At 44.8% G+C, this 25,138-nt stretch carries 26 protein-coding genes and 1 riboswitch; of the genes, 7 read left to right on the forward strand and 19 right to left on the reverse strand.

Going from position 1 to position 25,138, the window contains the following annotated elements:
* Positions 1 to 615: 615 nt before the first annotated feature.
* Both J7E37_RS07030 and J7E37_RS07035 read right to left on the reverse strand, forming a co-directional pair.
* Entirely contained in the window at positions 616 to 1,431 is an 816-nt protein-coding gene (locus tag J7E37_RS07030; RefSeq protein ID WP_215023230.1) for a YihY/virulence factor BrkB family protein, read from the reverse strand.
* A 50-nt stretch (positions 1,432 to 1,481) separates the two neighbouring features.
* Positions 1,482 to 1,844: a YtxH domain-containing protein gene (locus J7E37_RS07035; protein ID WP_215023232.1), complete on the reverse strand. Its 363-nt coding sequence runs from the start codon at positions 1,842 to 1,844 to the stop codon at positions 1,482 to 1,484.
* A 332-nt stretch (positions 1,845 to 2,176) separates the two neighbouring features.
* Here J7E37_RS07035 and J7E37_RS07040 point away from each other — a divergent pair, with 332 nt between their 5' ends.
* The 3 genes from J7E37_RS07040 to J7E37_RS07050 all read left to right on the forward strand — a co-directional run bounded on the left by J7E37_RS07040 (position 2,177) and on the right by J7E37_RS07050 (position 4,291).
* Positions 2,177 to 3,532 carry an alanine/glycine:cation symporter family protein gene (locus J7E37_RS07040; protein ID WP_215023234.1) on the forward strand — a complete coding sequence of 452 codons (1,356 nt, stop codon included), beginning with the start codon at positions 2,177 to 2,179 and terminating at the stop codon, positions 3,530 to 3,532.
* 95 nt (positions 3,533 to 3,627) lie between these two features.
* A complete protein-coding gene (locus J7E37_RS07045) occupies positions 3,628 to 3,852 on the forward strand; it encodes a DUF1128 domain-containing protein (protein WP_214780390.1) in 225 nt (74 codons plus the stop codon).
* A 124-nt stretch (positions 3,853 to 3,976) separates the two neighbouring features.
* A complete protein-coding gene (locus tag J7E37_RS07050; RefSeq protein WP_215023236.1) occupies positions 3,977 to 4,291 on the forward strand; it encodes a hypothetical protein in 315 nt (104 codons plus the stop codon).
* A 207-nt stretch (positions 4,292 to 4,498) separates the two neighbouring features.
* On the opposite strand, the gene J7E37_RS07055 is transcribed toward J7E37_RS07050, so the two are convergent.
* From J7E37_RS07055 to J7E37_RS07115, 13 genes are all read right to left on the reverse strand, one after another.
* Complete coding sequence (locus tag J7E37_RS07055) at positions 4,499 to 5,125, reverse strand: molecular chaperone TorD family protein (protein WP_215023238.1); 627 nt, start codon at positions 5,123 to 5,125, stop codon at positions 4,499 to 4,501.
* Between the two features lie 21 nt (positions 5,126 to 5,146).
* Complete coding sequence (locus J7E37_RS07060; RefSeq protein ID WP_215023240.1) at positions 5,147 to 8,245, reverse strand: molybdopterin-dependent oxidoreductase; 3,099 nt, start codon at positions 8,243 to 8,245, stop codon at positions 5,147 to 5,149.
* Positions 8,235 to 9,527, reverse strand: coding sequence for an NrfD/PsrC family molybdoenzyme membrane anchor subunit (gene nrfD, locus J7E37_RS07065; RefSeq protein WP_214780382.1), 1,293 nt, complete (start codon positions 9,525 to 9,527; stop codon positions 8,235 to 8,237). The genes J7E37_RS07060 and nrfD overlap by 11 nt, the downstream gene beginning before the upstream one ends.
* Before the next feature lie 12 nt (positions 9,528 to 9,539).
* The gene (locus J7E37_RS07070) at positions 9,540 to 10,427 is read right to left on the reverse strand and encodes a 4Fe-4S dicluster domain-containing protein (RefSeq protein WP_215023242.1); all 888 of its coding nucleotides are present in this window, start codon (positions 10,425 to 10,427) and stop codon (positions 9,540 to 9,542) included.
* A 24-nt stretch (positions 10,428 to 10,451) separates the two neighbouring features.
* Positions 10,452 to 10,652: a twin-arginine translocase TatA/TatE family subunit gene (tatA, locus tag J7E37_RS07075; RefSeq protein WP_079505480.1), complete on the reverse strand. Its 201-nt coding sequence runs from the start codon at positions 10,650 to 10,652 to the stop codon at positions 10,452 to 10,454.
* Between the two features lie 392 nt (positions 10,653 to 11,044).
* Positions 11,045 to 12,022, reverse strand: coding sequence for an NERD domain-containing protein (locus J7E37_RS07080; protein ID WP_215023243.1), 978 nt, complete (start codon positions 12,020 to 12,022; stop codon positions 11,045 to 11,047).
* A 237-nt stretch (positions 12,023 to 12,259) separates the two neighbouring features.
* Positions 12,260 to 13,600: a sigma-54-dependent transcriptional regulator gene (locus J7E37_RS07085; RefSeq protein ID WP_215023244.1), complete on the reverse strand. Its 1,341-nt coding sequence runs from the start codon at positions 13,598 to 13,600 to the stop codon at positions 12,260 to 12,262.
* A complete protein-coding gene (locus J7E37_RS07090; protein ID WP_215023245.1) occupies positions 13,572 to 15,842 on the reverse strand; it encodes an ATP-binding protein in 2,271 nt (756 codons plus the stop codon). The genes J7E37_RS07085 and J7E37_RS07090 overlap by 29 nt, the downstream gene beginning before the upstream one ends.
* A complete protein-coding gene (locus J7E37_RS07095) occupies positions 15,839 to 16,843 on the reverse strand; it encodes an ABC transporter substrate-binding protein (RefSeq protein WP_215023246.1) in 1,005 nt (334 codons plus the stop codon). The genes J7E37_RS07090 and J7E37_RS07095 overlap by 4 nt, the downstream gene beginning before the upstream one ends.
* Before the next feature lie 126 nt (positions 16,844 to 16,969).
* On the reverse strand, positions 16,970 to 17,872 hold the full coding sequence (gnd, locus tag J7E37_RS07100) for a phosphogluconate dehydrogenase (NAD(+)-dependent, decarboxylating) (RefSeq protein WP_214780368.1): 903 nt from the start codon (positions 17,870 to 17,872) through the stop codon (positions 16,970 to 16,972).
* Positions 17,873 to 18,015: 143 nt separating this feature from the next.
* Positions 18,016 to 18,876 carry a MurR/RpiR family transcriptional regulator gene (locus J7E37_RS07105; protein ID WP_483297202.1) on the reverse strand — a complete coding sequence of 287 codons (861 nt, stop codon included), beginning with the start codon at positions 18,874 to 18,876 and terminating at the stop codon, positions 18,016 to 18,018.
* 185 nt (positions 18,877 to 19,061) lie between these two features.
* Positions 19,062 to 19,811, reverse strand: coding sequence for a type I methionyl aminopeptidase (map, locus tag J7E37_RS07110; protein WP_215023247.1), 750 nt, complete (start codon positions 19,809 to 19,811; stop codon positions 19,062 to 19,064).
* A 397-nt stretch (positions 19,812 to 20,208) separates the two neighbouring features.
* Entirely contained in the window at positions 20,209 to 20,724 is a 516-nt protein-coding gene (locus tag J7E37_RS07115) for a type 1 glutamine amidotransferase domain-containing protein (RefSeq protein ID WP_215023248.1), read from the reverse strand.
* 201 nt (positions 20,725 to 20,925) lie between these two features.
* Here J7E37_RS07115 and J7E37_RS07120 point away from each other — a divergent pair, with 201 nt between their 5' ends.
* A complete protein-coding gene (locus J7E37_RS07120; RefSeq protein WP_226677898.1) occupies positions 20,926 to 21,201 on the forward strand; it encodes a late competence development ComFB family protein in 276 nt (91 codons plus the stop codon).
* A 29-nt stretch (positions 21,202 to 21,230) separates the two neighbouring features.
* Here the strand turns inward: J7E37_RS07120 and J7E37_RS22215 are convergent, their stop codons facing one another.
* Positions 21,231 to 21,353: a hypothetical protein gene (locus tag J7E37_RS22215; protein WP_285290298.1), complete on the reverse strand. Its 123-nt coding sequence runs from the start codon at positions 21,351 to 21,353 to the stop codon at positions 21,231 to 21,233.
* The gene (treR, locus tag J7E37_RS07125; protein WP_215023249.1) at positions 21,350 to 22,075 is read right to left on the reverse strand and encodes a trehalose operon repressor; all 726 of its coding nucleotides are present in this window, start codon (positions 22,073 to 22,075) and stop codon (positions 21,350 to 21,352) included. The genes J7E37_RS22215 and treR overlap by 4 nt, the downstream gene beginning before the upstream one ends.
* Before the next feature lie 296 nt (positions 22,076 to 22,371).
* On the opposite strand from treR, the gene J7E37_RS07130 reads away from it, so the two are divergent.
* Positions 22,372 to 22,692: a helix-turn-helix domain-containing protein gene (locus tag J7E37_RS07130; protein ID WP_023625726.1), complete on the forward strand. Its 321-nt coding sequence runs from the start codon at positions 22,372 to 22,374 to the stop codon at positions 22,690 to 22,692.
* 192 nt (positions 22,693 to 22,884) lie between these two features.
* Here J7E37_RS07130 and J7E37_RS07135 read toward each other — a convergent pair whose 3' ends face one another.
* Together J7E37_RS07135 and J7E37_RS07140 are read right to left on the reverse strand one after the other, a co-directional pair.
* Entirely contained in the window at positions 22,885 to 23,013 is a 129-nt protein-coding gene (locus tag J7E37_RS07135; protein ID WP_215023250.1) for an anti-repressor SinI family protein, read from the reverse strand.
* A 29-nt stretch (positions 23,014 to 23,042) separates the two neighbouring features.
* A riboswitch (cyclic di-GMP riboswitch) is annotated at positions 23,043 to 23,128 on the reverse strand.
* A gap of 230 nt (positions 23,129 to 23,358) precedes the next feature.
* Positions 23,359 to 23,553 (reverse strand): hypothetical protein, encoded by a 195-nt coding sequence (locus J7E37_RS07140; RefSeq protein WP_215023251.1) that lies wholly within the window; start codon positions 23,551 to 23,553, stop codon positions 23,359 to 23,361.
* A 221-nt stretch (positions 23,554 to 23,774) separates the two neighbouring features.
* Here J7E37_RS07140 and J7E37_RS07145 point away from each other — a divergent pair, with 221 nt between their 5' ends.
* Together J7E37_RS07145 and J7E37_RS07150 are read left to right on the forward strand one after the other, a co-directional pair.
* On the forward strand, positions 23,775 to 24,104 hold the full coding sequence (locus J7E37_RS07145) for a helix-turn-helix domain-containing protein (RefSeq protein ID WP_215023252.1): 330 nt from the start codon (positions 23,775 to 23,777) through the stop codon (positions 24,102 to 24,104).
* A gap of 282 nt (positions 24,105 to 24,386) precedes the next feature.
* Positions 24,387 to 25,013, forward strand: a complete 627-nt coding sequence (locus J7E37_RS07150; RefSeq protein WP_215023253.1) for a nitrous oxide reductase accessory protein NosL — start codon at positions 24,387 to 24,389, stop codon at positions 25,011 to 25,013.
* Positions 25,014 to 25,138 lie beyond the last annotated feature (125 nt).

Raw genomic sequence — 25,138 nt, forward strand, 5'->3', positions numbered from 1 at the left:
CTTAGAAACGACTATGTATGTAGTGTAAAAGATGACGGACACTTTTTCATTGTTTCCTCCGATTTCTGTCCGTCATTTCTCCTCTAATATCTATAAGCATTTCCGCAACAGAAAAGCGCCCACCGAGGGGGGCGCTTGTTCATTAGTGATATCCGTTTGATCCGTTTGCTGAACCGGATGTTTTTTGGCTGTGGTTGCTTTTGCCTTTCTGCTTCGTGCTTCCGTCTTTTTTCGTCTTCTTTGCCATCCTGATATTCCCCCTATTATAAGAATAGCGCAAGCGCCTTGTACAGCCCCGACAAGCGTTGCCCCCCAATAACGCCACGTCCTGTGGCTGGCGGGTCTAGCACATCGTGTGCCTCAGAGGGCGACCGGTGAAGTCGCTCTTTGACTTCATTGGGCGGACCGAAACGACTCGAGCTGCTCAAAGCTAACGCTTCTCGCAAGATACTCGAGGAAGCATTCTCGAGATGAAAACTGGCTAGGCGCTGGAGCTGGACACCAATCTAAGTGCCAAAAATCGAACTACTTTAAGAAATGAGGAGCAAGCCTCAACAGTATCTTCTGCTAAAACAGCAGACCTTACCTGAGGTAATTTCAGGATAAATAATGGTGTCAGCAGCCTGCTTTCTTTTCACTATAATAGGCATTGATTTCTCCGCCGATGATGATAATGTATGCGGACAAATAGAGCCAGATCATCAGGACGATGATTGCTCCGATACTGCCGTAAGTAGCAGTATAGGAAGCGAAGTTACTGACATAGTAGGAGAATCCCAACGATACGAGCACCCATCCACCGGTAGCAAAAATCGATCCCGGCACACCACTGATACACGTCAGTTTTTTATTGGGGGCGATCCAATATAGCCCGAGAAAAACTATAAACAAGATCAAGATACTGATTAGCCAGCGGAACATATTCCAAACATAGACGAACTCTTCCTTCAGCCCGAAATTAGCAAAAAGCCAGCTGCCGATTTCTTTGCCGAACACTGGCAGGATCAAAGCGACCAGAAACACGAAGATCATGGCAAATGTCAAAAAGATCGCCATTATTCTGTTTACGATGAACGACCTGGTTTCCTCTACCCGGTACGCACGGTTAAATGCTCTTACAACCGCATTGATTCCGTTCGAGGCTGACCAAATTGTCGCCAATAAACCAAAGCTCAGCAATTTTCCGTCTTTTTTCATGATATCCTCCAGGCTGTTCTTGATCAGATCCATCGAGTCACCTGGCGCATAATCATCAAAAAAACCGAGGATATCCACTTCTGAAATGGGCAAATAAGGGACCAATGTGACCAAAAAGATCAACAGCGGAAACAAGGAGAGCAAAAAGAAATATGCAAGCTGTGCGGCAAGTGCCGGAACATCGTCCTCCTGTATCCTCTGCCACATATGCCTGAAAAATGATATATCAACCATTGTTTCACCTCATTTATGCTTTCCTTGTCCTTCCTTGAGCTTGTCAATCATCATTCTTTTTCATCTATATGCTGCTGTGTTTGCCCAGATGCGGCAATCTTCCTAAGCGTTTCTTTTGTATCTTTGACCAGCTCAGTAACCTGAGGCGGTACATCCTTTATTTCTTCGACCTTCTCAGTGATAAAAGCCACGTCCTCTGTTACTTGTTCCACTGTAGTCCGCACTTTATTCGCTGTTTCCCTTAGGTCTTCAATAAATTCATTTGGATTTTTGACGACATACATAACGCCGCTCGATACCTTACTGAAATCCTCTTTTACAGCCTGCCGGGTCGATTTTTCCAAAAGAGTAACCGCTCCGCCGGCCATCGCACCTAAAACCATGCCCATCCAAAATTTTTTCGAACTGCCCATTTTTTCTCCTCCTAGAGTCTGCCTTTTCGTATTACAGGTTCTGTTTGCCTGTCTCCTAACTAACATTTTCCACGATTGCCATCACTTCATGCAAGTGTTGTGAAAACTTTTTTAAATATCCAATCGAAATGAGTAATTAAAGTACTCTATAAAATTTTTAAAAGTTGTATAATAATTTTTATAGGGAAAAACCCCTTAGCGACAACTATTCACGTATGATTTCACCTGCCCTCCTAAGTTTTACCTAATAGATATCGCTTGACTTACTACTAATTATCAGAATATTCTTGTTGAAGAACATTTTTTGAATATAATTTCTAAGGGGGAGCACTATGACATTTGAAGAATGGGTTGGAAAAATAAGCGGCTGGGTTTGGGGCCCGCCTCTATTGATCCTGCTTGTTGGGACGGGGATCTACCTGACCTTCCGCATTGGCTTCTTGCAAATGAGGCTGCTGCCTTACTCACTCAAGCTGGCATTTACTAAAAAACAGGACAAAAAATCGGAAGGTGATATTTCACATTTCCAGGCATTGATGACTGCACTAGCTGCAACTGTGGGTACTGGTAATATAGCCGGTGTCGCTACAGCGATCTTTACTGGCGGTCCGGGTGCCGTTTTCTGGATGTGGATTACAGCATTTTTCGGAATGGCTACAAAATACGCGGAAGCTGTTTTAGCCGTTAAATACCGGGTCGAGGACAAGGATGGAGAGATGTCCGGCGGACCGATGTATTATCTTGAACGAGGTCTTGGCCAAAAATGGCTTGGTGTTTTATTTGCCTTCTTTGGCGCGATTGCAGCTTTCGGGATTGGCAACCTTGTTCAATCAAATTCCGTTGCGAGCGTCGTCCAATCAACCTTTTCAGTGCCTGCCTGGATAACTGGTATTGTACTGACTGTCTTCACTGCACTTGCCCTGATTGGCGGGATTAAGAGCATCGGAAAAATCACTGCGCTTTTCGTGCCAGTGATGGCTGCATTTTATCTTCTTGCCGGCCTTGTGGTCATGATTATGAACTTTGACCTTGTTCCAGCGGCCGTTGCACTTATTTTTACAGATGCCTTCACTGGAGAAGCGGTAGCTGGCGGGGCACTAGGAACAGTCATCCGGATGGGTGTTGCCCGCGGTGTCTTCTCGAACGAAGCTGGTCTTGGCTCGGCACCTATTGCGGCTGCCGCAGCTAAGACGGACTTGCCTGGACGACAGGCCCTTGTGTCGATGACCCAGGTATTCATTGATACAATCGTCATCTGTTCGATCACGGGAATTACCATTGTAATGGGCGGGTTGTACACAGGAGATACAACAGCAGCCGACCTTACTTCTGCGACCTTCGGCAAGTTCCTTGGCCAGACCGGATCTGTAATCGTTGCGGTCGGATTGCTGTTCTTCGCATCATCAACGATCATCGGCTGGTCTTACTACGGGGAGAAATGCTTCTCCTATCTGTTCAGCAAAAAGGTCGTGTTATACTATCGAATCGCGTTTGTCGCTGCTGTATTCATCGGAGCAATTTCCCAGCTAGAAATTGTATGGGGCATAGCCGATGTCATGAACGGTTTGATGGCCTTCCCGAACCTGATTGGACTTCTCGGATTGTCCGGCGTAGTTGTAGTTGAGACCCGAAATATCCTGAATGCGATTAAAGAAGAAAAGAATCACCCTGACACGTATAGTACCTGATTGCAATCCGGCGTTCGAAAGGCGCCGGATTTGTAATTGACTTTTTTTGACGGACATGGAAAGATGGTTGTACAACCATTGAAAGGATGAACGGAGTGGACTTAACTAAAAATTCCCCTGAAAACGTTGATTTCATGATCGAAAAAATCAAGGAAAAATTGAATGTCATGAACCTCGGCGCTATCAAATCATCACATTTTGACGGCGAGATGTATGAAGAACTGAAGGAAATCTATGATATGATCATGCGAAAAAACACCTTCAGCCCGAATGAAATGCAGGCGATCGCTGAAGAGCTTGGAAACTTAAGAAAGCAGTAATTGGAGCAGGCACTTGTTAAGGTGCCTGTTTTTGTTTTGAGAAAAACGTCAAAACTTTTTTGTTTCCACTGTGCATATATTGTTATACGATTGTATTACTACTTTTGGAAGGGAGTGTGGGACCGTGAAAAAGCTGACCATTAATTCTCTGAGTATATTCATTTTGCTTTTACTCAGCTACGGTGCTCTTCCTGCCGAAAAACTGAAATTATTCGAGCCTAAATCAAAAGCAATCATCGCCATGGACCAAATGCACGAGGATGCTTCCGGCCCGGGTAAAGAAGACAAACAAGTTGCATTCATCCCACCCGTATTTGTCCTTCTTGTTTTAACCAGTTTTTTAAGCAAAACAATATACAGAACAAACAGGATTTCGGCTTTTGCCGCTTTTCTAACTGCAGTCTTTTTCCAGTCGAATTATGTGATCAAGTCTCTTTGATTTTTTCTCTAATAAAATCAAGGAGGAATGATAGTATGTGGTTCCGGTTTCTGATGATTGGTTTCTTTTCTATGACTGCAATGGGCTTCATGTTTTATCAGGGTTTAGAGTTTTATCAAGCGTTTATTGATCTCTTTAAACAGAATAAGTAGAAACAGCAAATTTTGAATAAAATGAAACGGTCCCCAATTATGAGGACCGTTTCATTTATGCTGCCTCCACCCAGTCTTCACTCATCAATTCAGAATAAAAGCTGAGAAACTCCATAAAGAATGGATGGTTGATTTTTGCATCCGCGTTTTTGAGCAATGGTTTCAGGACCGGCTTGATGAATCTTGTCAGCATCTCTGCCTCTATTTCTTCAAGCTGCTGGAGGTATTCCCGATCGCCTTCTTGTTCCGCTTTGATCTCTCCCTGTAAAATCGAACTCATGAACGCTGTCATGCTGCCAAAATGGTCTGGCAGCCGATCTTGCTCGAGCGGGAAGTAAAAGGCTGTTTTTTCATAAAGGCCGATCAGGCAAAGCAATTCATGCCTGCGGGCTTCTTCATCTTCATTATTTTTTGTATAAGAAGAAAAGTAAGGGGAGACAAAATGATCTCCCGGTATGAAAAAGTGATTGTCATACCAGAGCTGCACTTCATCCCGATTGTATAAGGAATGAAAGGAGAGCTCCTTCCGCATTCCTTCAGGGACGTCATTCAGGAATGCTTCATAGGTGTCCCAGTCCCCCAGCCAGATGCTTGTCATGATATTCGCAATCGCCAGCTTTCCATATCGTTCTTCCATCATTGTCTCCACCTTCATTTTCAACAAGATTTCAGGGGTGCCCACCAGGCATCCCCCGATGTTGTTTTACACTCTTTCCACGTCCACGAATACGTCCTGCTGTGCCGGTCCGCCGATCAGCAAGTCTGCGAGATAGCCTTCGAAGTAGCTTCCATCGCGGTCTGATAAGGCATTGACTGAGAAGCCCAGTCCACGCGGTTTTGCATAGCCAGATTCTTCATGGAGCGGTTTATTGAATTCATAGCTTGTATGCCCGTATTTGCCGGCTGGCTCGATTGTTTTGCCGTCCACTTTGACTGCCTTAGAGCCATAAGCATCATGGCCAAAGCTGAAGTTCGCTCCGACCACACCCGGCTTGATTCCTGGTGTTACGAGCGCGCGGCCTTTTACTCTTGAGTTATTGGATGAAATGTAGATTTCATCATCAGTCTTGATGCCTTTTTTCTTCGCGTCGATGGGGTTGATCCACAGATAGTTTTCCGGCTTCACTTCACGGAGCCAGGCATTTCCTTCAGTACGGTGCGTTGCCATATTCCTTGATTTCCAGTTGATGAACTGCAGCGGTTTGTTTGGCTTGTAAACTTCGCCGTCGTAAGTCTTGATTGCCTCTGCCACCGGCACGCCTTCAAAGAACTTGCCCGTGTAAGCACTCTTGAAGCCTGCTGCTTTTTCATCGTAAAAATAAACCTGTTTTGCCCACTGATACTTAAGCTTGTTGCCGATATATTCATCGCCTGCTGCCTCAAAGCGTCCGCCGCGATTCAGCACGTAGACAACCTTCTTCCATTCTTCCGGTTTCACAGCACTTTTGAGCTTCTGGATGTCAAAATATTTACCGAGCGCTTTTTGTCTTGCTTTTTCAAAAATCGCCAGCTCTTCAGCGTTTGCGTCCTTGACCGGCTTCTTGCCGTCAAAGGCGATGTTTGCGATGCGTTTCAAGTAGTAGTCTTCAGGTGTGTGTATCGCCGATCCATCAGCCAATGCATTGTCTCCGACACCTGGAAGGCCCAAACCTTTTAGTAAATCGATATAAACTTGCTCCGTTGGCCGTGCGTCAGGTACAACCCTTGTCACCGGCTGGATGACACCTGCGAACTTATGCTTCAGGATCGGGAAGATGTCTTCCGCGTTCCAGCTTTCCAGGTACGCAAGATCCGGCAGGATGAAGTCTGCATACTTGGAAGTCTCACCAATGATGACATCTGATGCCACAACCAGTTCAACCACCTTAGGATCCCTGATGAATTTCGCCTGCATTTCCGATCTTGGCGCAGACATGACAGGTGAAGTCCTATTGATGAGCAATGCCCTGATTTTGTATGGATAGCCTTCAGCCGAGCTTGGAAGGACATCATGGATTAGTTTATTGCCGAATGGATACCACGGGCGTTTTGCAGGATAGCCATCTTTTTCAAATAATGATGTTTTTTCATAAGGTACTTTATGCCTTGTGACCGGGATGCCCCAGCCTTTGTTCGCATTCGGTACTGTCGCAAGATCGTATCGTCCTTCGGTTGCTTTGTACTTGGCTCCAAGGACAGTATCGCCGCCTTTCCAGTCGTGGTTGCCGACAAGGTGGTTCAGCATATTGATGGCGCGTACGCTATAGTAGCCATTCGTATGCATCGCCGGTCCGCGGTAGGAATGGATCCCGACCTTTTTGCCATGGGATGTGAATTCACGGGCAATCTGGACAATCTGGTCGACTGGCACATCTGCCTGCTTTGCATATTCTTCGATCGATTTTTCCATGACCCTTTCTTTAAAAATCCGGAAGACAGATTTCACTTTGATGCCATTTATTGTTGTATCAACATCAAGCTCGCCGTTTCTTGCCTTGGCATGTGAAACTGGCTTGCCATTTTCGATGACCACAAACTCCTCGCCGCCGATTCCAAGATCCTGGGCACGGACGAACGGACGCTTCTTTTCGCCGACATTGACAAGGAAAGAGGCATCGCTCCAGGTTGTTTCGCCATCCTCATTCGCTGCTTCCTGGTTCGGGTTGCGAAGGTAAATATCGTCATATCGGTTGTTTTCAATGATCCAGCGGGACATCGCCATCGCTAGCGCACCGTCCCCGCCCGGTTTTACCGGAACCCAGACATGCGCTTTTTCGGCTGTCTTGCTGAAACGCGGATCGATCACGACCATTTTCATGCCGCGGTCGATTGCATTTGTGATTTGGGGCGCGAATGTAGTCGGCCCACGGTTTGCCACCATCGGGTTTGTACCCCAGACAATGACCATTTCAGCATTATCATAGTCCGGAATCATCCGCTTCTTCGGTTTTTCAGAATCATGTGAGCGGACATTACCCATAACGCTGGTAATACCGCAATAGCCGCCGTGATCATAATAGTTGGCTGTACCAAGGCTGTTGGCTGCGAGACGCTCGATGAATTCACGCCGATGTCCTGCCATGACCGCAATTTGGTTTGCTTTCGGGCCAAAGTCCGGGTGATTCGTGTCGATCAGGACATCCTTGTATTTTTTATCAAATTCAGCTTTGGTCATTTCGCCAGCCTTCAATTTATCCCAGTCGGCCATGACCGCTGCTTCCGGTACGTACTTCCACATTTCTTTTAACCCAGGAGTTCGAAGGTCCTTGCTGCCCTCGAGGATTTCCTTATAGGCCTCTTCCCAGCTGACCGTTTTCCAGACGCCGCTGCCTCTTTCACCAACACGCTTGAGCGGCTTCTGGATCCTGAAAGCATCATAGTTTGTCTGGATGCCGGCCTGCCCTTTCAAGCAGGTTCGTCCGCCGCGGAGTCCGCGCCCCGTTTTAGCGACATCCCCTGTACCTTTCACAGCCTGTGATACTGGAGTGTCGTAATTGATATGTCCGATTTGCACCATATTGATGGGGCTGTACTGGTTTCCGGCAATCTTGCGGACGATGGAGGAGTATGCCCCGCCTGCCGCTCCGGCTGTGATATAGGTTTTGATCGTACATGTCGCATTACACTGCTGGCATGACGTGAAAATGACATTTTCGGCCGTGTAATCCTGATAATCCGTCCCGGTTCCATGCGGTGAATCGATCCAGACATCGCCCATGACCTGCTTGATTGGCCCGACGAATGCTGGTCCGACGAACGCGACCGCTCCGAGCGTTCCGAGCGCTTTTAAAAACCCACGGCGTTTCATTGGTTTATTTTCCATTATGGCTCACCTCGTCAGAAGTTTCTTCGATTGGCAGCAGCAGCTCGCCGAATGAGTAGATTAATAGCCCCATCGCGACGACGCCGACGCTGACCATCCATTCCTTGATCGTTGGCGCGTAATTGCCCCATGGCAGTTCGTGGAACACAGGCACCACAAGCGGCGGCAGAACAATATTGAAGCGGACGCCGATAATCCCGATAACTATCAGTACCGCGGCTGCAAGAAGCGCATTGACGTTCTGGCTTGTTTTTTTCCAGAAAACAATGGTGATTGGTATGACTGCTCCCATGAGCATTTGCACTATCCAGAATGACCAGGCTTTTTCACTGGCCATCATCGTTGCCAGCGTATCAAGGTGTTCTGCCTCAAGGCCGTACCAGCCAATTAGATATTCATAGAATTGTAGGCCCAGGTCGATGATCAGGAAGCCGACCATCAGTTTTGCCAGTGATACAACCATTCCCTGGTCAATTGGCTGTTTCTGCACCTTTTTCTTAATGATATACATGGCTAAAAGAAGAGCCGTTCCTGAAACCATCGCGGATACGACGAAGATGATTGGGAAAAGGGCTGTATGCCAGGCCGGGCGTGCTTTTACCACAGCGAAAATGGTTCCTGTTCCACCGTGGACCCCGAGGATCGCCAGCGGAATCCCGATGGTGCCGAGAATTTTCATCCACATATGGTCACGCTTTTTCGTAGCCGCATTGATGGTTGCATTTTTGAACGTGATCAATTTTGCGACAAAGCCTTTCAATGAGTTCGTTTTTGCAGCGCGGACGAGGTCTTCCCTCATCGCGATGTAAAGCTCGACTGCCAGAAGTCCGATATAGACTAAATAAAAGTGGACTTCCCAGGCAAGCGGTGAAGTGACATTCCAGTAGATGATCGCATTGAGCATGCGCTCCGGACGTCCAAGGTCCATCAGGACGAAGGTCAGTGCGACGATCATACAGACTATCGCGGTAAAGAGCGCCGCCTTACCGACTCTCTCATACTCTTCCATCCCGAAAACGTAGATCAGGGTCGAAAGCAGGAATGAACCCGCACTCAAACCAACAAAGAAGATGTAAAAAGCAATCCATGCTCCCCAGGGAGTGATGCTTGATAGATTCGTAGCCGCCAGCCCGGTGATGAAGCGCTCTACAATAAAGTAACCGCCGATCAAAAAGGCAACAGTTAGGGCTGAAATCCATATTTTAAAAGCTTTTGATACGGTCACATTGATTTTTGATTTTGATGTGCTTTTCTCTTTTAAATCAACAGCAAGATTGGCCATCGCCAGTCCCTCCTATCTTAGATAAATTACATTTGGATGAGTTCCAAGCTCTTCCTTCAGGCGGAATGCTCTTGGACTTGCAGCAAGCTTCGATACCACACTGTTCGGGTCACTGATATCACCGAAGAAGCGGGCATCGCCAATGCATGTTTCCACGCAAGCCGGCTCTTCGCCTCTTTGCAAACGGTGGAAGCAGAAGCTGCACTTACGGACTGTGCCAATCGGTGTCTTGCCTTTTTCGCGGCTGCCGCGTTCGACGCCGTATTCAGGGCTTGTTACATCATTTGCGCCTTGCATTTCCTGTTCATAGCTTTCGCCGAAATCGAAGGAGCGAGCTCCATAAGGACAGGCAACGATGCAGTAGCGGCAGCCGATGCAGCGGTCATTGTCGATTGCGACAATTCCGTTTTCCATTTTATAAGTCGCTCTTGTCGGACAAACCTGGGCACAAGCCGGTTTGTCACACTGCATGCACGGCCTTGGCAGGTTGACTGCCTTAATGTTCGGGAATTCTCCTTCAAGTGATTCCATGACGACGTTGTAGGAGATTCCCGGCGGCGTCCTGTTCTCCGCCTTGCAGCTAACCGTACATGTATCGCAGCCTACGCATTTTTTCAGGTCGATGACCATCGCCCATTTCGGGCCGTCACCCTTCCTGATATCCGGTCCATCAGCTGAAGCGTAGTAGTTGCCGAATTCCTTTGTCAGTGATGAAGAATAGACTTTATGGAAGTCTTCGATTTTCAATTTGCCGCTGATAACCTTCCTGGCATCGCGCGCCATGTTCAGGCCAAGCTCTGTGTCATACTGTGATTCATCCATTTCCTTCTTAGCATCTGGAAGCATTTTGTCGACGATTTTATCGTAATCTACCTTTTTCTCATTTGAAAACAGACCCATTTCCACTCACCTCTTTTTATGCGTTTAGATTTCTTTTTTGATTTCCTTGATGTCATCCGCGATATCATCGGTAATATCACTTGTCAGCTCACGAGTCGATTTCTTGAATTCCTTCAGCGTCTGTCCAAACGCCCTGCCGATTTCAGGCAGCTTTTTCGGACCAAAGATGATCAACGCCAGGGTGAGGATTAAAATCAAACCAGGAATCCCAATATTGGATAGCATAATGCCACTTCCTTTTTAAAATTTTTTCTTTGCTTACTTATAATGCAAGCTGCGTGCCAACTTTTTTGATATGGTTGGTTATTAAGGAACCGGACTGGTGGAGTGCTTGTGGGAGTAAGGCGCGGGGTAATCGTGACACTTTTGTGAACGAGAAAAAACGGATGAAATCGAATTTCTGGTTCGATCTCATCCGCTGGTTATATGACATTTTGGCATGGTACTGCAATTTTGACATGTGACATTTTGGCATGGTACTGCAATTTGGGGCATGTTAGATTATTAGAATGGACTGCAATCATGGCATGGTACATTTTTTTGCCATGGGCTGCAATGTTGGGCACGTTACATTTAACTTAGTACTAATTTTACATGTCGTGCAGGTCTGGCCTAGTTCATTCCCATAAGTGAAAGTTTTTGCCCGGGGTGTAAATTTTCCCTTTTGTGGATCCAGCACTATCAAGGTCCAGCGCCGAAAGCAGCCTTTTTGACTGGTGAATGGATGAAATGTTGAGGAAATTGCTGAATTGTCTGCTCGTAATCGCAGGACCATAAATGATGAAAAAATCGTTAAGCCCATCAATATGAGCATCTTTCGATAAATGTCCGCATTTTTTACAAACCCAGTTGCCATAAATTTTTTTCATGCCGATCTGGCGGCATTCCGGACATTGGACTCCCTTCTGTACTTGATCCATAGGCAAGTTCATTGAAGAAATATCAGGAATATACGGTTCATGGCTTTTCAATAACAGCTTGGTGATTTTTCTGATTTCTTTAGTTGATAAAACCTCGTTATGATATTTGTCGTTAAAGGACTGAATCTTATAGGCAACAGCAGGTGTTTTACAAACCCTCATTTTTACTTCCTGGTTGTTCCCAGGATTTCTGATTATAGCCTGTGAGTTGCTGATGGAAACAAGGAATTCGATTGGGGGTGGGGAAAAATGATTTTTAATTAGGAAGGATTTTAATTGTGAAGCCTGGGTTCTCGTTTGCAGGATTGGATCTGGATAGACTTTTTCAATTCCATTCCATGTTTGAAGCAAATAATTGAATTCCGGATAGAAATCCAAAGTGCCAGCGTAATTTTTTGAGTCAATGATAAGCATGAAGTTGTCTGATATTAGGAGGGAATCAATCTGGAAGTCAGTATTCTTATGTGGAATCCTTAAATCATGTAAAATATAGAACTTTGTGTGGTCAAATTGCGACAAATGGTAGTCTAGTTCCTTTTCACCTTTGTAGCCTGCTAATTTTCTTGATAATTTGCTTTCAAGCTCTGATTTCAGCTGCGGATTTAAGCTGAATCTCTTTAATATTGTCTTCAAAACAGTAATTTCTCTTGGAAAATCCCGATTTTTTTCAATCAAGCACATCACTCCCTTTTATTTTTCCACTATAATGATTCTCTTTCCACTCTTCAAAACCCTTTTATCATTTCACTAAAATTTTTATAGCGAGTTTTTTGTTTTTATAGCGAGTTTCTCATTTATATAGCGAGTTTTTCTTTTTTATAGCGAGTTTTTCAATTATATAGCGCAAATAAAATTATTATAGCGAACTGGAAATTCTAAGCGATTTTTTCCAGTTCGCCGTCCACCCAAAAACTATTCTTTCAACCCATACTGATCAATCTTCCGATAAAGATTCCGGACGCTGATTCCCAGCACGTCCGCAGCCTTTGTTTTGTTCCAGTTCATTTGTTTCAAGGCGTTTTCGATATGCACTTTTTCGACTTCTTCCAAAGAGCATAGCGGAGAAAGCCGAACTTCTGTCTCAGCTTTTGTTTTTACAGACTGAGGCAAAAGCAGATCTTCCGCTTCAATCAAACTACCTTTTGATAATAGCACGCCGCGTTCAATCAGATGGCTGAGCTCGCGGACATTTCCCGGAAAATCATATTTCCCCAGCGCGAGCCAGGCTTCTGCCGACAGCCGCTTCGATGGATCTTTGGTTTTACCGATGAAATGGTCGATCAGCGCAGGCAGGTCATCCTTTCGTTCACGCAGCGGCGGGATGGTCAGCTTGACGACATTCAACCGGTAATACAGGTCTTCACGGAAACGTCCTTCAGCCACTTCTTTTACCATGTCGCGGTTCGTGGCAGCGACGACGCGGACAGTAACATGCCTTTCCCTGACATCGCCGACCCGGCGGAATTCTCCCGTTTCCAGGAAGCGCAGCAACTTTACCTGAAGCGCCAGCGGCATTTCCCCTAGCTCATCTAAAAATAAGGTTCCGCCTTTTGCAGCTTCAACAAGACCTTTCTTATCCTGGCTCGCTCCGGTAAAAGCACCGCGGGCATGCCCGAACAATTCACTTTCCAGCAGATGTTCAGGGAGCGCACCGGAGTTCACCGGCACGAATGGTTCATCAGCACGGCTGCTCCAATAATGGAGGGCCTTCGCGAACAGCTCCTTCCCTGTACCGCTTTCACCCTCAATCAGGACAGGTACATCGCTGTCGGCAATCTTCCTGGTCATCTCAAGTACTTCGCAAAAATTGGCACTGTCGCCAATGATATTGAACCCATTATGCTGGGCGATAATTTTTTTCATAGAATCGTTTTTTTCTTTCAACGCTTTATTCTCTGCAGCCTTCCCGATCGTCAATTCCAATTCAGATAGATTATAAGGCTTTGTGATATAATCGAACGCCCCCACTTTCATCGCTTCAATTGCGGTATCAATCGTCCCGTGCCCGGTCAGAATCAACACTTCTACATCAGGCTGGATTTTCTTTGTTTCTTTTAAAAGCTCGATGCCGTCCATATTCGGCAGCCTGATATCATAGACGCCAATATCGTAATCCTTCCTCTTTACCAGTTCAAGGGCATCCTCGGCCGTGCCAGCGCTGTCCACATCAAATCCCTTACGCTTCAGCCTTCTTACCAAAAGCTCAAGCAAATCCTGTTCATCGTCAACGACTAGCAATCTTGTTGCTGACATCGCAGCCCACCTCCATTGTTTCTTGTTTCGGCGGCTCGCCGTTTTCTTCGCGATCCACTGCTGATCTATCTCCCGGGACACGACTGCTGATACTCTGATCCACTGCTGATTTATCTCCCGGGACACGACTGCCGTTACTGCGATCCATCACTATTGGCTGATTCTCCACATCCAGTGCACCCCCTGCAGGCAATTGGATTTCCACTGTCGTTCCTTCTGCTGGTTTGCTGTCTATCAAAATATTTCCGCCGAATTGCTGGATGATGCCGTAGCATACTGACAAACCAAGGCCGGTTCCTTTGCCGACTGGCTTGGTCGTAAAGAATGGGTCAAACAGTTTATCCATCGCTTCGGCGGGGATTCCGTGGCCGCTGTCGGTCACTTTTATTGAAACTGCTTCCCGGCTGCTTACTGACGCGGAAACAATCAGTTTTCCTTCGCTTTCCATCGCATCCACGGCGTTGTTGATCAGGTTGACGATGACCTGCATCAGCTTTAGGCCATCCCCATTCACGGCTGGCAAGCCTTCATCAACATGAATTTCAAGCTGGATTCGCTGCTTTTTCAATTGATGCTCAACCAGGCTGACACTATTTTCAATGATTTCCTTCACTCGAATCCGGTCATCTGTCCAGTCATTCTTCCGGGAAAAATTCAGCAGGTTTCCGGTAATCCGTTTGCAGCGCTCGGTATTTTCCTTGATTTTACGGAGATAATGCTCCATTTCCTGTTCATCCAGGTCATCGTCACCACCCTGGATTCTGTCGATCAAATCCTCTGCGTAGACATTGATTGTCGCCAGCGGGTTATTGACCTCATGCGCAAAGCTCGAAGCCATGATCCCGAGCGCGCTTAGTTTATCTGTCTGGATCATTGTTTCTTCCATTTGTTTTTGCTCGGTGATATCCTCTAGCACGACAAGGAATTCTCCCTCTTCTTCGATCGCGTGGTTGAGCGGAAATACTCTGTGCCTGAAAATCCGCTCACCATTGGCACCGTCCTTGAATTTCATGACTTCGTCGGCGATTTTATCAAGGTCCGGACAGGTAATCGGACAATTCAGGCAAGGCATACTTTCCCCGCCAATCACAGCGTAACAAGGCAGCGTCAACCGGTCCTCCTTCAGCCACCCTTTTAAAATCGGGTTCATCCAGGTGATCCGGTATTCTTTTGTCACAAGCGCCAGCCCGGCACCAATTCCGTTGACAACCACATCGAGCCTTTCCTTCTCCTGCTCAAGCAGCCTTGATTTTTCAAGCAACTCCTTGCTCATATCATTGAACGAATCAGCAAGCTTTCCCAACTCATCTGTCCGTTTCATCTTCACCGGTTCGATTTTGCGGCCTTTCTTCAAGTTGTTCATTTCCCTGTCAATTGAAACTATTGGCCTTGTAAAATAAAGCCCTGCCCAAACGCTGATCAAGCTGACGGTTAAAATCAGCAGGGCAACTGCACCTATGCCGCTTTGCAGCATCCTGTTGATTGGGGCAAAAGCCGTTGTTTTCGGCTGCTCCATCACCAGCGCCCAGTTCAAGTCTTCAATTTCTGCCGTTACACCAATCTCGTCCCGGCTGCCAGATGTCTGTTTTCGCCAGAGCTTGCTGTAATCCTGATGGGCGATGACCCGGTCGTTATCATCGACTAGATAAATATATGCGGAATGATCCTGCCTCATCGAGGAGATTTTCCCGATGATCTTCTGCAGCTGGACAACGACTCCAATTGCTTTTTTCGACTCACCTTCGTAAAAAGGGATCGCCAATTTCATGACAGGCTGGCCATATTGGTTGAACTCCACCTGGCCGTACACCTTGTCACGAGTTTGCAGCTGGAACCACATATCATCCGTGAACCAGCGCTCGTTATTCCCTGTAATATTAAGCTCGTAGCGGGACACCCTTTTTTCCACAAAGCCATTATCATCCGCGATGATGACCTCCTCGATTGATTCGCTTTGCTGCAGGAGCTCATATAAAGCGCTTTGTTTTTCATTCAAAAGATTAAGTGATGCAAGGACATGGATCCGCTGGAATGTCTGGCTGAAATCATATTCGATTTCCCGGGACAGATTCTCGAGCACCAGATGCTGTTTTTCCACGATTCTTGTTTCCAAATCCGCTTTTACAAAAGAATAGTAATATAAACTGATCAGCAGCAAGGGAATGGTCGACATCACTACTCCGAATACAAGGACCTTGTTGCGGATTGTCTGCGAGTGCATGAAATCAATCAGTACTCTCATCGCTTCCTGCCTCCTTGGACCTCAGGATGGATCAGTTCGGCGATATGCAGCAAATCCTGGTTAATGGTGACTCCAAGCGCGTCCTTCGTCTGCTGGTTGACAACAAAACGAATCCCATCTGGCAGTTCAACAGGCAACTCCCCCGGCTTGTTTCCCTGAAGAATCAGGCTGACGAACCTTGAAGCCTGGTAGCCCTGTGAATAAAAGCTGGATCCGTAGCTTGCCAGCAGCCCTTTCTCCGCTTCAAAATCATACAATCCCATCGCCGGGATTTTTTTCTCCTCTGTCAGCTTCACAATCTCCTCTGTAAGAGATTCAATCCTGAAACTGGGAAGAACAAGGATCGCCTCTCCATCACCCACCGATTTCCACAGAGTATCCAGACATCGTTTTGAAGCATCACATGGGGCGATGGCCACTCCCAACTCTCTGGCGGCATGCCTCGTTTCCTCAAGACTCAATTTGCTGACATCAATCTTGCTGTCATAAATTACATGCACCCTGCCAATAGCGGGCACCAGTGAAGTCAGCATCTCGAGACGCTTTCCAGAGATACTCGCATGGTAGTTGTTAATTCCTGTAAAAAGGCCTCCTGGTGACTTGTAATCTTTGATCAAACCAAGTTCCTTCGGTGCAGCAAGACCTGCAAAAACAACCGGAATCTCGATATTGGCCTCATCCATTTTTTCCTTTAGCCTAAGTGTTTCAATTCCGCCGAGCGTAACGATCAGGTCTGGACCTTCTTTTAGAAGCTGATCGATTTGCTTGTCAATCAGCTCTTCATCATCATGTGCATTTTTCACCGTAAAATGGACTTCTTTCGCGCTATATCCCAGATCCTTCAATCCCGCTTCCAGACCAGTGAATTTCTCATAACGGTTTTCGCCGATCATCAGGATGCCAACTTCTGTCGGCTTATCTCCCTTGATTCCAAGAAAAGCATATAAAAGAGCCGAAATGGCTATCGTTGTCAGAAAAAAGAAATACCACTTTGTTTTCACAGCCTCCGCCCCCATTTCCAGTAGTCACTTCCACTATAACGGAAAAAGCAACGTAGCCATCTTGATAAAAAGGATAATTTTATGAACATAAAAAAGGTTCCCCCCATATAGAGGAGAACCTAGTTTTTAATTTTCTTTTCTTTCAACCGCATGGCCGCCAAACTCATTTCTTAGCGCAGCAACCACTTTTCCTGTAAAAGTATCTTCTTCCAGAGAGCGATATCTCATCATTAATGACAGTGCGATGACCGGCGCAGCTGTTTGGAGGTCAAGCGCAGTTTCGACTGTCCATTTTCCTTCGCCTGATGAATGCATGACCCCTTTGATGCTTTCAAGCTTTGGTTCTTTATCGAATGCGTTTTCCATCAATTCCATCAGCCAGCTGCGGATGACAGAACCATGGTTCCATACGCGTGAAACTTCCTTATAGTCGTAATCAAACGGACTTTTCTCAAGGATCTCGAACCCTTCCGCCATCGCCTGCATCATGCCGTACTCTATTCCGTTATGCACCATTTTCAGGAAGTGGCCGCTGCCAGCCTTACCTGTGTAAAGGTAGCCCTTTTCAATCGAAATGTCCTTGAAGATTGGCTCTACATGCGCAAAAACTTCCGCATCCCCGCCAATCATTGTGCAGGCACCATTACGGGCACCCTCCATTCCGCCGCTTGTCCCGACATCCATGAAGTGAATGCCAGCCGCTGAAAGCTTATCAGCACGTCTTAATGTATCCTTATAGTTTGAGTTCCCTCCATCGATAAGGATGTCACCTTCTTCTAAATATGGTGTGAACTTCTCGATCACCTGGTCGATCAATTCACCTGCAGGAATCATCAGCCAGATGACACGCGGCTTTGGCAGCATATCTGCCATTGTCTTATAATCAGCAGCAATCTCTGCACCCTCTGCTTTGATGTCCTGCATTGCTTGCTCATTAATATCGTTCGCAACAACCTCATGGCCATTTTCCATTAAATTCAATACCAAGTTATAGCCCATTTTCCCAAGGCCAACCATTCCTATCTTCACATCGATGCACTCCTTTTCGTCAGGCTCTTTTTCGAATGAACTTCCCTACTGGTCTCCGTTATTCCGAAAGAGCTTCGTTATAATCTGATAGTATCAAATATTTTTTCGTATGTATATCTATTTTATGAAAATTTTTTTCATGATTAATATCTTTTAATCGATATCGCTTCCCTAATTTTTTGCAGGTTGCCAAGAGTTTGTTCCTGCCTGCGGACGGATACAGCGACGTGAAGCACATCAATCAAGCTTAGCTGAACCAGTCTTGACGCCAGTGCTTCTGACTTGAACAACGTTTCCCTTGATGTCGTATATAGTACATAATCCGCTTCTTTCGACAGAGGCGACTTGTAATGGCCTGTGATCGCGATGGTCGCTGCCCCGTTAGCTTTTGCTATCTTCAATGCTTCTATGACATCTTTATTACTGCCGCTATGCGAAATGCCGATCGCCGCCTGCCCGGAGCCGAGCAGCGCTGCCGAAATGATTTGCTGGTGGCCATCACTGTGGGCATTGCAATGAATGCCTGTCCGGAGAAATTTATGGTAGGCATCAAGTGCGATAGCCGATGACCCTCCTGATCCGTAAAAATCGATTCTCGAAGCTTTGCCAAGAACTTCGATGATGCTTTCAAGCACGGTGGCATCCAATAGATCCAGCGTTTCTTTCATTGCTTCAATATGCCCTGCGAAAACTTTTTGCGCAAGGGTGACGACCTCATCTTCTTCCTTTATTTCCTCATGGATATTCTTGATCGGTTCCACGAGTTCACTCGCAAGGGCGATTTTGAAAGCTTGATATCCCCTGAATCCAAGCCTTTTGCAAAAGCGAAAAATCGTTGCTTCGGCAACAGAGGCATGCTCCGAAAATTCGGTGATTGATAGATGGATGATTTCCTGAGTATTATTTAATATGTAATCTGCGACCGTTTTCTCCTTTGAGGAAAGAGATGAGTAGATCGCGTTTATTTTAACGATGACATTTTTTCCATTCAGTTCACTGGCCATTTTTCCGCCCCCTTTTCTGATTACTTTATTTTACCAAATAATTTTCATCATTATTTACGAATGATGAAAATTTTTTTCATAATTAATAAAATGATCGGGCCAAACTTTGGTTTAGCCCGATGAATTAGTTAATCTTGTTCTGTTAAAATGACCGGACCAAACTAACGGTTTAGCGCGAAGCATTTTTAATCCTGTTCCGTCAGAATGACAGGACCGTCCCTCATGATCGCAATGGTATGCTCATACTGGGCAGACAGCTTTCCGTCCACTGTTCTTGCTGTCCAGCCATTATCGTCCATCTTTGTTTTCCACTCACCGACATTGACCATCGGCTCGATAGTGAACACCATGCCTTCCTTGAGCCTCGGCCCCTTGCCTGGCAGGCCATAGTGGGGAATATCAGGCTTTTCATGAATAACAGAGCCAATGCCGTGGCCGATGAACTCGCGCACAACAGAAAAGCCTTCACCCTCCACATATGACTGGATCGCATGGCCGATATCGCCGACCCGATTGCCTGGTACGGATGCAGCAATACCGCGATATAATGCCTCTTTTGTTACCTCCAGCAGCCTTTGCGATTGTTCGCTGATATTGCCGACTGCATAGCTCCAGGCTGAATCGGCGAGGGCGCCATTCAAGTTGACGACCATATCGATTGTGACGATATCGCCATCATTCAACGCCTCTCTCCGAGGAAAGCCATGGCAAACCTCATCATTGATGCTGGCACACGTTGCATATTGATAATTACGGTAGCCCTTCTGCTGAGGAGTGGCTCCATGCTTTTTCAAGTAATCCTCAACAAACTGGTCGATTTCCCAAGTGGTTACCCCCGGCTTGATAAGTTTGCGCAATTCTTTATGCACGGAAGCGAGCAGCTTGCCCGCTGCCTTCATATTTTCAATCTCACGTGCCGATTTTAAAACAATCATTCCGTCATCTCCCTGATTTATTTCATCCTTTATATTATCTTATACGTAAAATTTCGCAAAATGAACCAGTTCACCGAAGGGTAAAAATGAAAATAGCATTAGTTTACTGGATTGGATCATGTGACTTGGCGTAACATCCTAAAAACAAATCTCTGCAATATTTTTTTATAGCGTAAACTTCACTTTTATAGCGACTTTATCATTTTTATAGCGACTTTATCATTTTTATAGCGACTTTCTCGTTTTTATAGCGACTTTCTCGTTTTTATAGCGAGTTTTTCGGTTTTATAGCGAGTTTTTCATTTTTATAGCGAATTGGAAATTCCACAGGTTTTTTTCCAGTTTCCACACACAATAAAAAACCCTTCTGCCGAGGCAAAAGGGTTCTCTACCAATATTATCCCAGAACCTTAAGTGCTTCACGGTTGAACGCCGGGATATCCTTCGGCTCCCTGCTTGTCACGAGCTGATTGCAGCAGACTACGACTTCTTTGTCCATGTATTTTGCTCCGGCATATTCCATGTCGACGCGGATGGACTTGTAGCCTGTCGCGCCTCTGCCTTCGAGTGTTTTAGCTGTCAGCAGCAGCTGTGGTCCGTGGCAAATCGCGAAGACTGGCTTCTTCTCGTCCATGAAGTACTTGGCGAATTGCACGAATCGGTCATCTTCACGCAGCTGGTCTGGTGAGAAGCCGCCCGGAATGAATAAGGCATCGAAATCTTCGGGCTTGACGTTGTCGATGCTCTCATCAATCTTGACCTCGGCTTTTCCTTGCTTCCCTGTTACGGTCTTCCCTTTTTCCTTTTCAATTGTTATAACTTCATGCCCTGCTTCGGTAAAAGCACGTGAAGGCTCGAGATATTCTACATCTTCAAATAAGTCTGTTATTACACAGGCAATTTTTTTACCCATAGTTTCAACATCTCCTTTTAAAAAATTCTCCACTATCTAAAATTCCCTGTCCTACGACTATGAAACATCCAGCTGAACTTCCATTATTTTGTATAACGAAGTGTAATTAGACCTATCTTATAACAAAGATAAAAAAAAGATTTTATATTTGCGTCATTCAACTATAATTTAACTTAGGACATCAATAGGGAGAGAGACACCATGAAATTTAGTTATGTCAATGTAATGGAAGAGGTCGTTTCGACTCTTGTTAATGTGCTGATGATGAGCCCGGATTACCAGACTTTTTGCAATTGTCAGAAGTGCCGGAATGATATTATCGCCATCAGCCTGAATACTCTTCCAAGTCACTATGTCACTACAGAAGACGGCCGGAAGATGGTCTACGAACAGCTAAATACCCAGGAAAACAGAGCCTGGATCAATAAAAGAATCATCAGCGCCATCCACCTTGTCGGGAAGTACCCGAAGCATTAATCAGAAAAGTACCTTTCCGACTGGAGAAGTCAGGAGCTGGAGAAGAGCACGTCTTTAAGTGAAGTATCCAGTTCCTTACTGAATAAATAAAAAGCTGCCATTTGATTGCCTGGTTCACCCGGCATCATCAATGGCAGCTTCTTTTTATTCATAGAGTCTGCGTATCCATCCGTCTGGCAAAATCAACGAACCGGAACTTGTCGGGACGGTGCCTTGACTCTGTATATTGGAACAGGGTGGCATCATCAAAATAAATATAGTTTTTCACGATGACGATTGCATGGAATCCTTCCATATCAAGAAGCTCCCGGTCCTCCTCGCTGGGTTCCTCCACCGTGAATTCTTTCTTCGCAAAGCTGATTTTTTTCTCAAGCTGACCTTCAATGTACTCAAATATTGAGTTTTCGCATTTCTCGCGTGACAGTCCTGGCACATGCCTTTCTACGAGATAATCCTTATCGAGAATCACTCGTTCTTCATCAATATGCCGGACTCTTTTTACCTTCCAAACCTTTTCATCATCCGCTACATTCAATTCCCGGGCAATTTCCCGGCCCGCCAGCTCGAGAGTGAACTCTTCCACAGTCGTTTTCGCTTTTCCGCCCATGTTCTCCGCCAGTTCTTTGAAACTGATCAATCCGGTTATCGGAAACTGATGTCGTTTCAAGTCCAGCACCAGTGAACCTTTGCCGCGGATTTTTTGGATGAATCCATTTTGAGCTAGCAGATTCAGCGCTTTGCGGATGGTTTCCCTGGAAGTTTGATACATATCCGCAAATTCGTTTTCAGAAGGCAAAATCGTTTTAGGAGGATAAACACCTTCCTGAATCTGTTTTGAAATTTCTTCATAGATCAATAAATATTTTTTCTGCATAACACATCACCCGTATCTTGTCTTATTGCTACCATTTTACCTTTTTTAGGCCCGTTTGAATACAGCGGACAACTGTGTTTGGATTTTAATTAATTATCCCTAAAATGATGTATAACTGAGCACTGCAATGGCCGATATAAAAGCAACGAGTTTTTTCCCAACATGTTTTTTATTAAAAGTAGACCAGGAAGACTTGATGTTTGGTTATAATTGTTCTATAAGTTGTTCTCAATATGGAACTATTTTATCAGATTTGTTATGATGTAAATATAAATTGATAAGGTGTGTGGATAACATTGATTGGTGAACGCGTCAAAAAACTTCGACAAGAAAAAAGAATGTCCCTATCCGAATTGGCAGAGCAAGCTGGCGTGGCAAAATCATATTTGAGTTCCCTAGAGCGAAATCTCCAAACAAATCCTTCAATACAATTTTTAGAAAAAATAGCTGGAGTACTGAATGTACCTGTGGACCATCTCATTCATGAACAACCCGATAAAGAGAACATGGATTCAGACTGGGTCAATCTTGTAAAAGAGGCAATGGATTCTGGAATCACGAAGGATCAATTCCGTGAGTTTCTGGAATTCAATAAATGGAGACTCCATAATAAATAATTCAAGGACAGCCTTCATGGCTGTCCTTTAGAATTCTCCTCGAAAAGAGCCCCGATACCTTAATAAACTCGGATTCCAGTATATGTTCGAAAAGCAGCAATCAATATAAAAAAAACAGCCATTACGAAAAAAATAAAAAGCACCTCCATAAGAGCTGCTCGATCGCACTTTTATTCTCTATGTATAAACCACTTAGCTATTTTTCGTCTTCGTTAAAAATTCCCTGATTTCTTCTTTGTTAATTCCCATTTCTAATGCTGTTAATATTAGCTGCATCCATTCTGTATCCAGTTCTTCGAAAACTACCTGCTCTTTAATCAAGTTCTTCCCCCCAAAATACAGTTAGTATTCCAGGCAGTCCGGCCATCATAGTCGATTGCACCTTAGACCCGTGACTTTGCGTCCTAGTTTTTCAACAAGTTTGCCTTTTTCTGTACCTTTTTACTCACTTCTGAACTCCCAATGTCATTGTACCTTGTTCTATATATTTAACATGTAATTATTTGTCGCCAGCATTTGAAGGTTTTTTTCTTTTTTCTTCCAAACAATTACAAAATCACAGCTATAACGGTCATTTATCTAAAAATTACAATCATTTAAATAAAGTTTTTTGTCAAATAACATCCTTAATTGTTGTACTCTTTTTATTCATTTACCCCCATAAACTTATGGATGGGTAGTTTTTTTATACTTTTGCTTTTTCCAGTCTGATAACATGGCCACTTTTTCAAGACTGATGGCATTAAAGAACGGATATCTCGTTAAATCATTTCCGCAAATCGGGCAGAGCCACTCCCCAACCTCGCTGCTGCTAAACGAAGGACGATTGCATCGATCACAATTTTTTCTGTACACGGCCATCCAGCCCCCTTTTTAAAGTGCCTTGCTGCATTATTCCATTGAAGTATAGTTCATTTGTACCAATCTTGAAAAAGTCTAAAATATGGCTAATTTTCTCAAAAAAGAACAAAAATCGTTCTTTTTTAAGAAAATACTCCGTTTATCTCAGTTTCTTGTATTTTTAAAAGAACTATTCTGTTCGTTATAATGAATTAATAGATGAATTAAAAGGAGATTCCCCTATGGCGATTGGCGAGAAAATTAAAAGCTTAAGGCTTGAAAAAAAGTATTCTATTAGCGAGCTCTCAGAAAAAGCGAATGTTTCCAAATCCTATCTCAGTTATATCGAAAGGGGGATCCAGGGAAACCCCTCTCTACAGGTGCTTTCCAGACTGGCAGACCATCTGGATACAACCGTTGAGTATTTGATGGGACAGCAAATGATGCCTGTTGATGAGGAATGGGCTGGGCTCGTTGATGAAGCGATAAAAAATGGAATCAGCAAGGAAGATTTTGCTTACTATCTGGATTTCATGAAGTTTAAAAGCATGAATAAACAGGATAAACAGTAAAGCTTTTATATAAATTACAGTGCCAGCTCGCTCTTTAGACCATGTATTTTCACGTTCATTTATGCTTAACGAACACACCAGGATGTGAATTCCTTTTTGAACTTATAAAGTGCCTAATAAGTTGTTCAGGAACTGCAATCTGGCATACCATATACGAGGTTGGAAAACCTGTCACAAAATATTCATAAAAACAGTGAGCTTCTCACGTTTTCCCCATTGATTTTTCGTATTTTAATCACAACTCCTTGATAGGATTAAATTCGATCAAAGGAGGAGAATTTAATGAAGAAATTATTTGCTGTCATGATAGCATTCTTTTTAATGATAATTGTTTCTGCCTGCGGAGAAGAAGCAGCTGAAAACGAGCAGAAAGACGGTCAGGAGACTGCCGCAACAGAAGTGAAACACGAGGATGATGGTCATGCAGATGGCCCCCATGAACCCGGTGCCGATGATGTTTGTGCTTTCTGCAATATGAAAGTATATCAGGAAGCTGACCCAATGGGTGTTTTCACAGCTCAGGCCAAAACGAAAGACGGAAAGTATGTTTTCTTTGATGACTCCGGATGTCTGTTGAATATCACACGGCGTGATGATGTAGAATTTGAAGAAAAGTGGGTACGTGACTATATTACGTCAGAATGGATCGAAGCAAATTCCGCAATTCCTGTAAAAGCAGACCTGAAAACACCTATGAAATACGGCTATGCTTTCTTCAATGACAATGAAAGTGCCGAAAAATTCATTTCAGAAAACGGCGACAAGAATCCCTCAATGGCAACATGGGAGCAAATCGACCAAATCGCAAACGAACGCTATATGAAAAAAATGAAAATGAATGGCGATAGCATGGATCAGGATAAGGACAATGATATGGATGGTGAAAGCGAAGAGGAAAGTGCCCATTAAAATAGTGGAATCAAAAAAGGCCCCAAAAAGCATTTTTTAAAAAACTCCCGGTGCAGAAATCAGCATCGGGAGTTTTCGCATTGCATGCAAGATCGTTTTCTCATTCAAGCTCTGGAAACAAACAA

This window comes from Bacillus sp. ISL-39 (assembly GCF_018613295.1).
Classification (GTDB): Bacteria; Bacillota; Bacilli; order Bacillales; family Cytobacillaceae; genus Mesobacillus.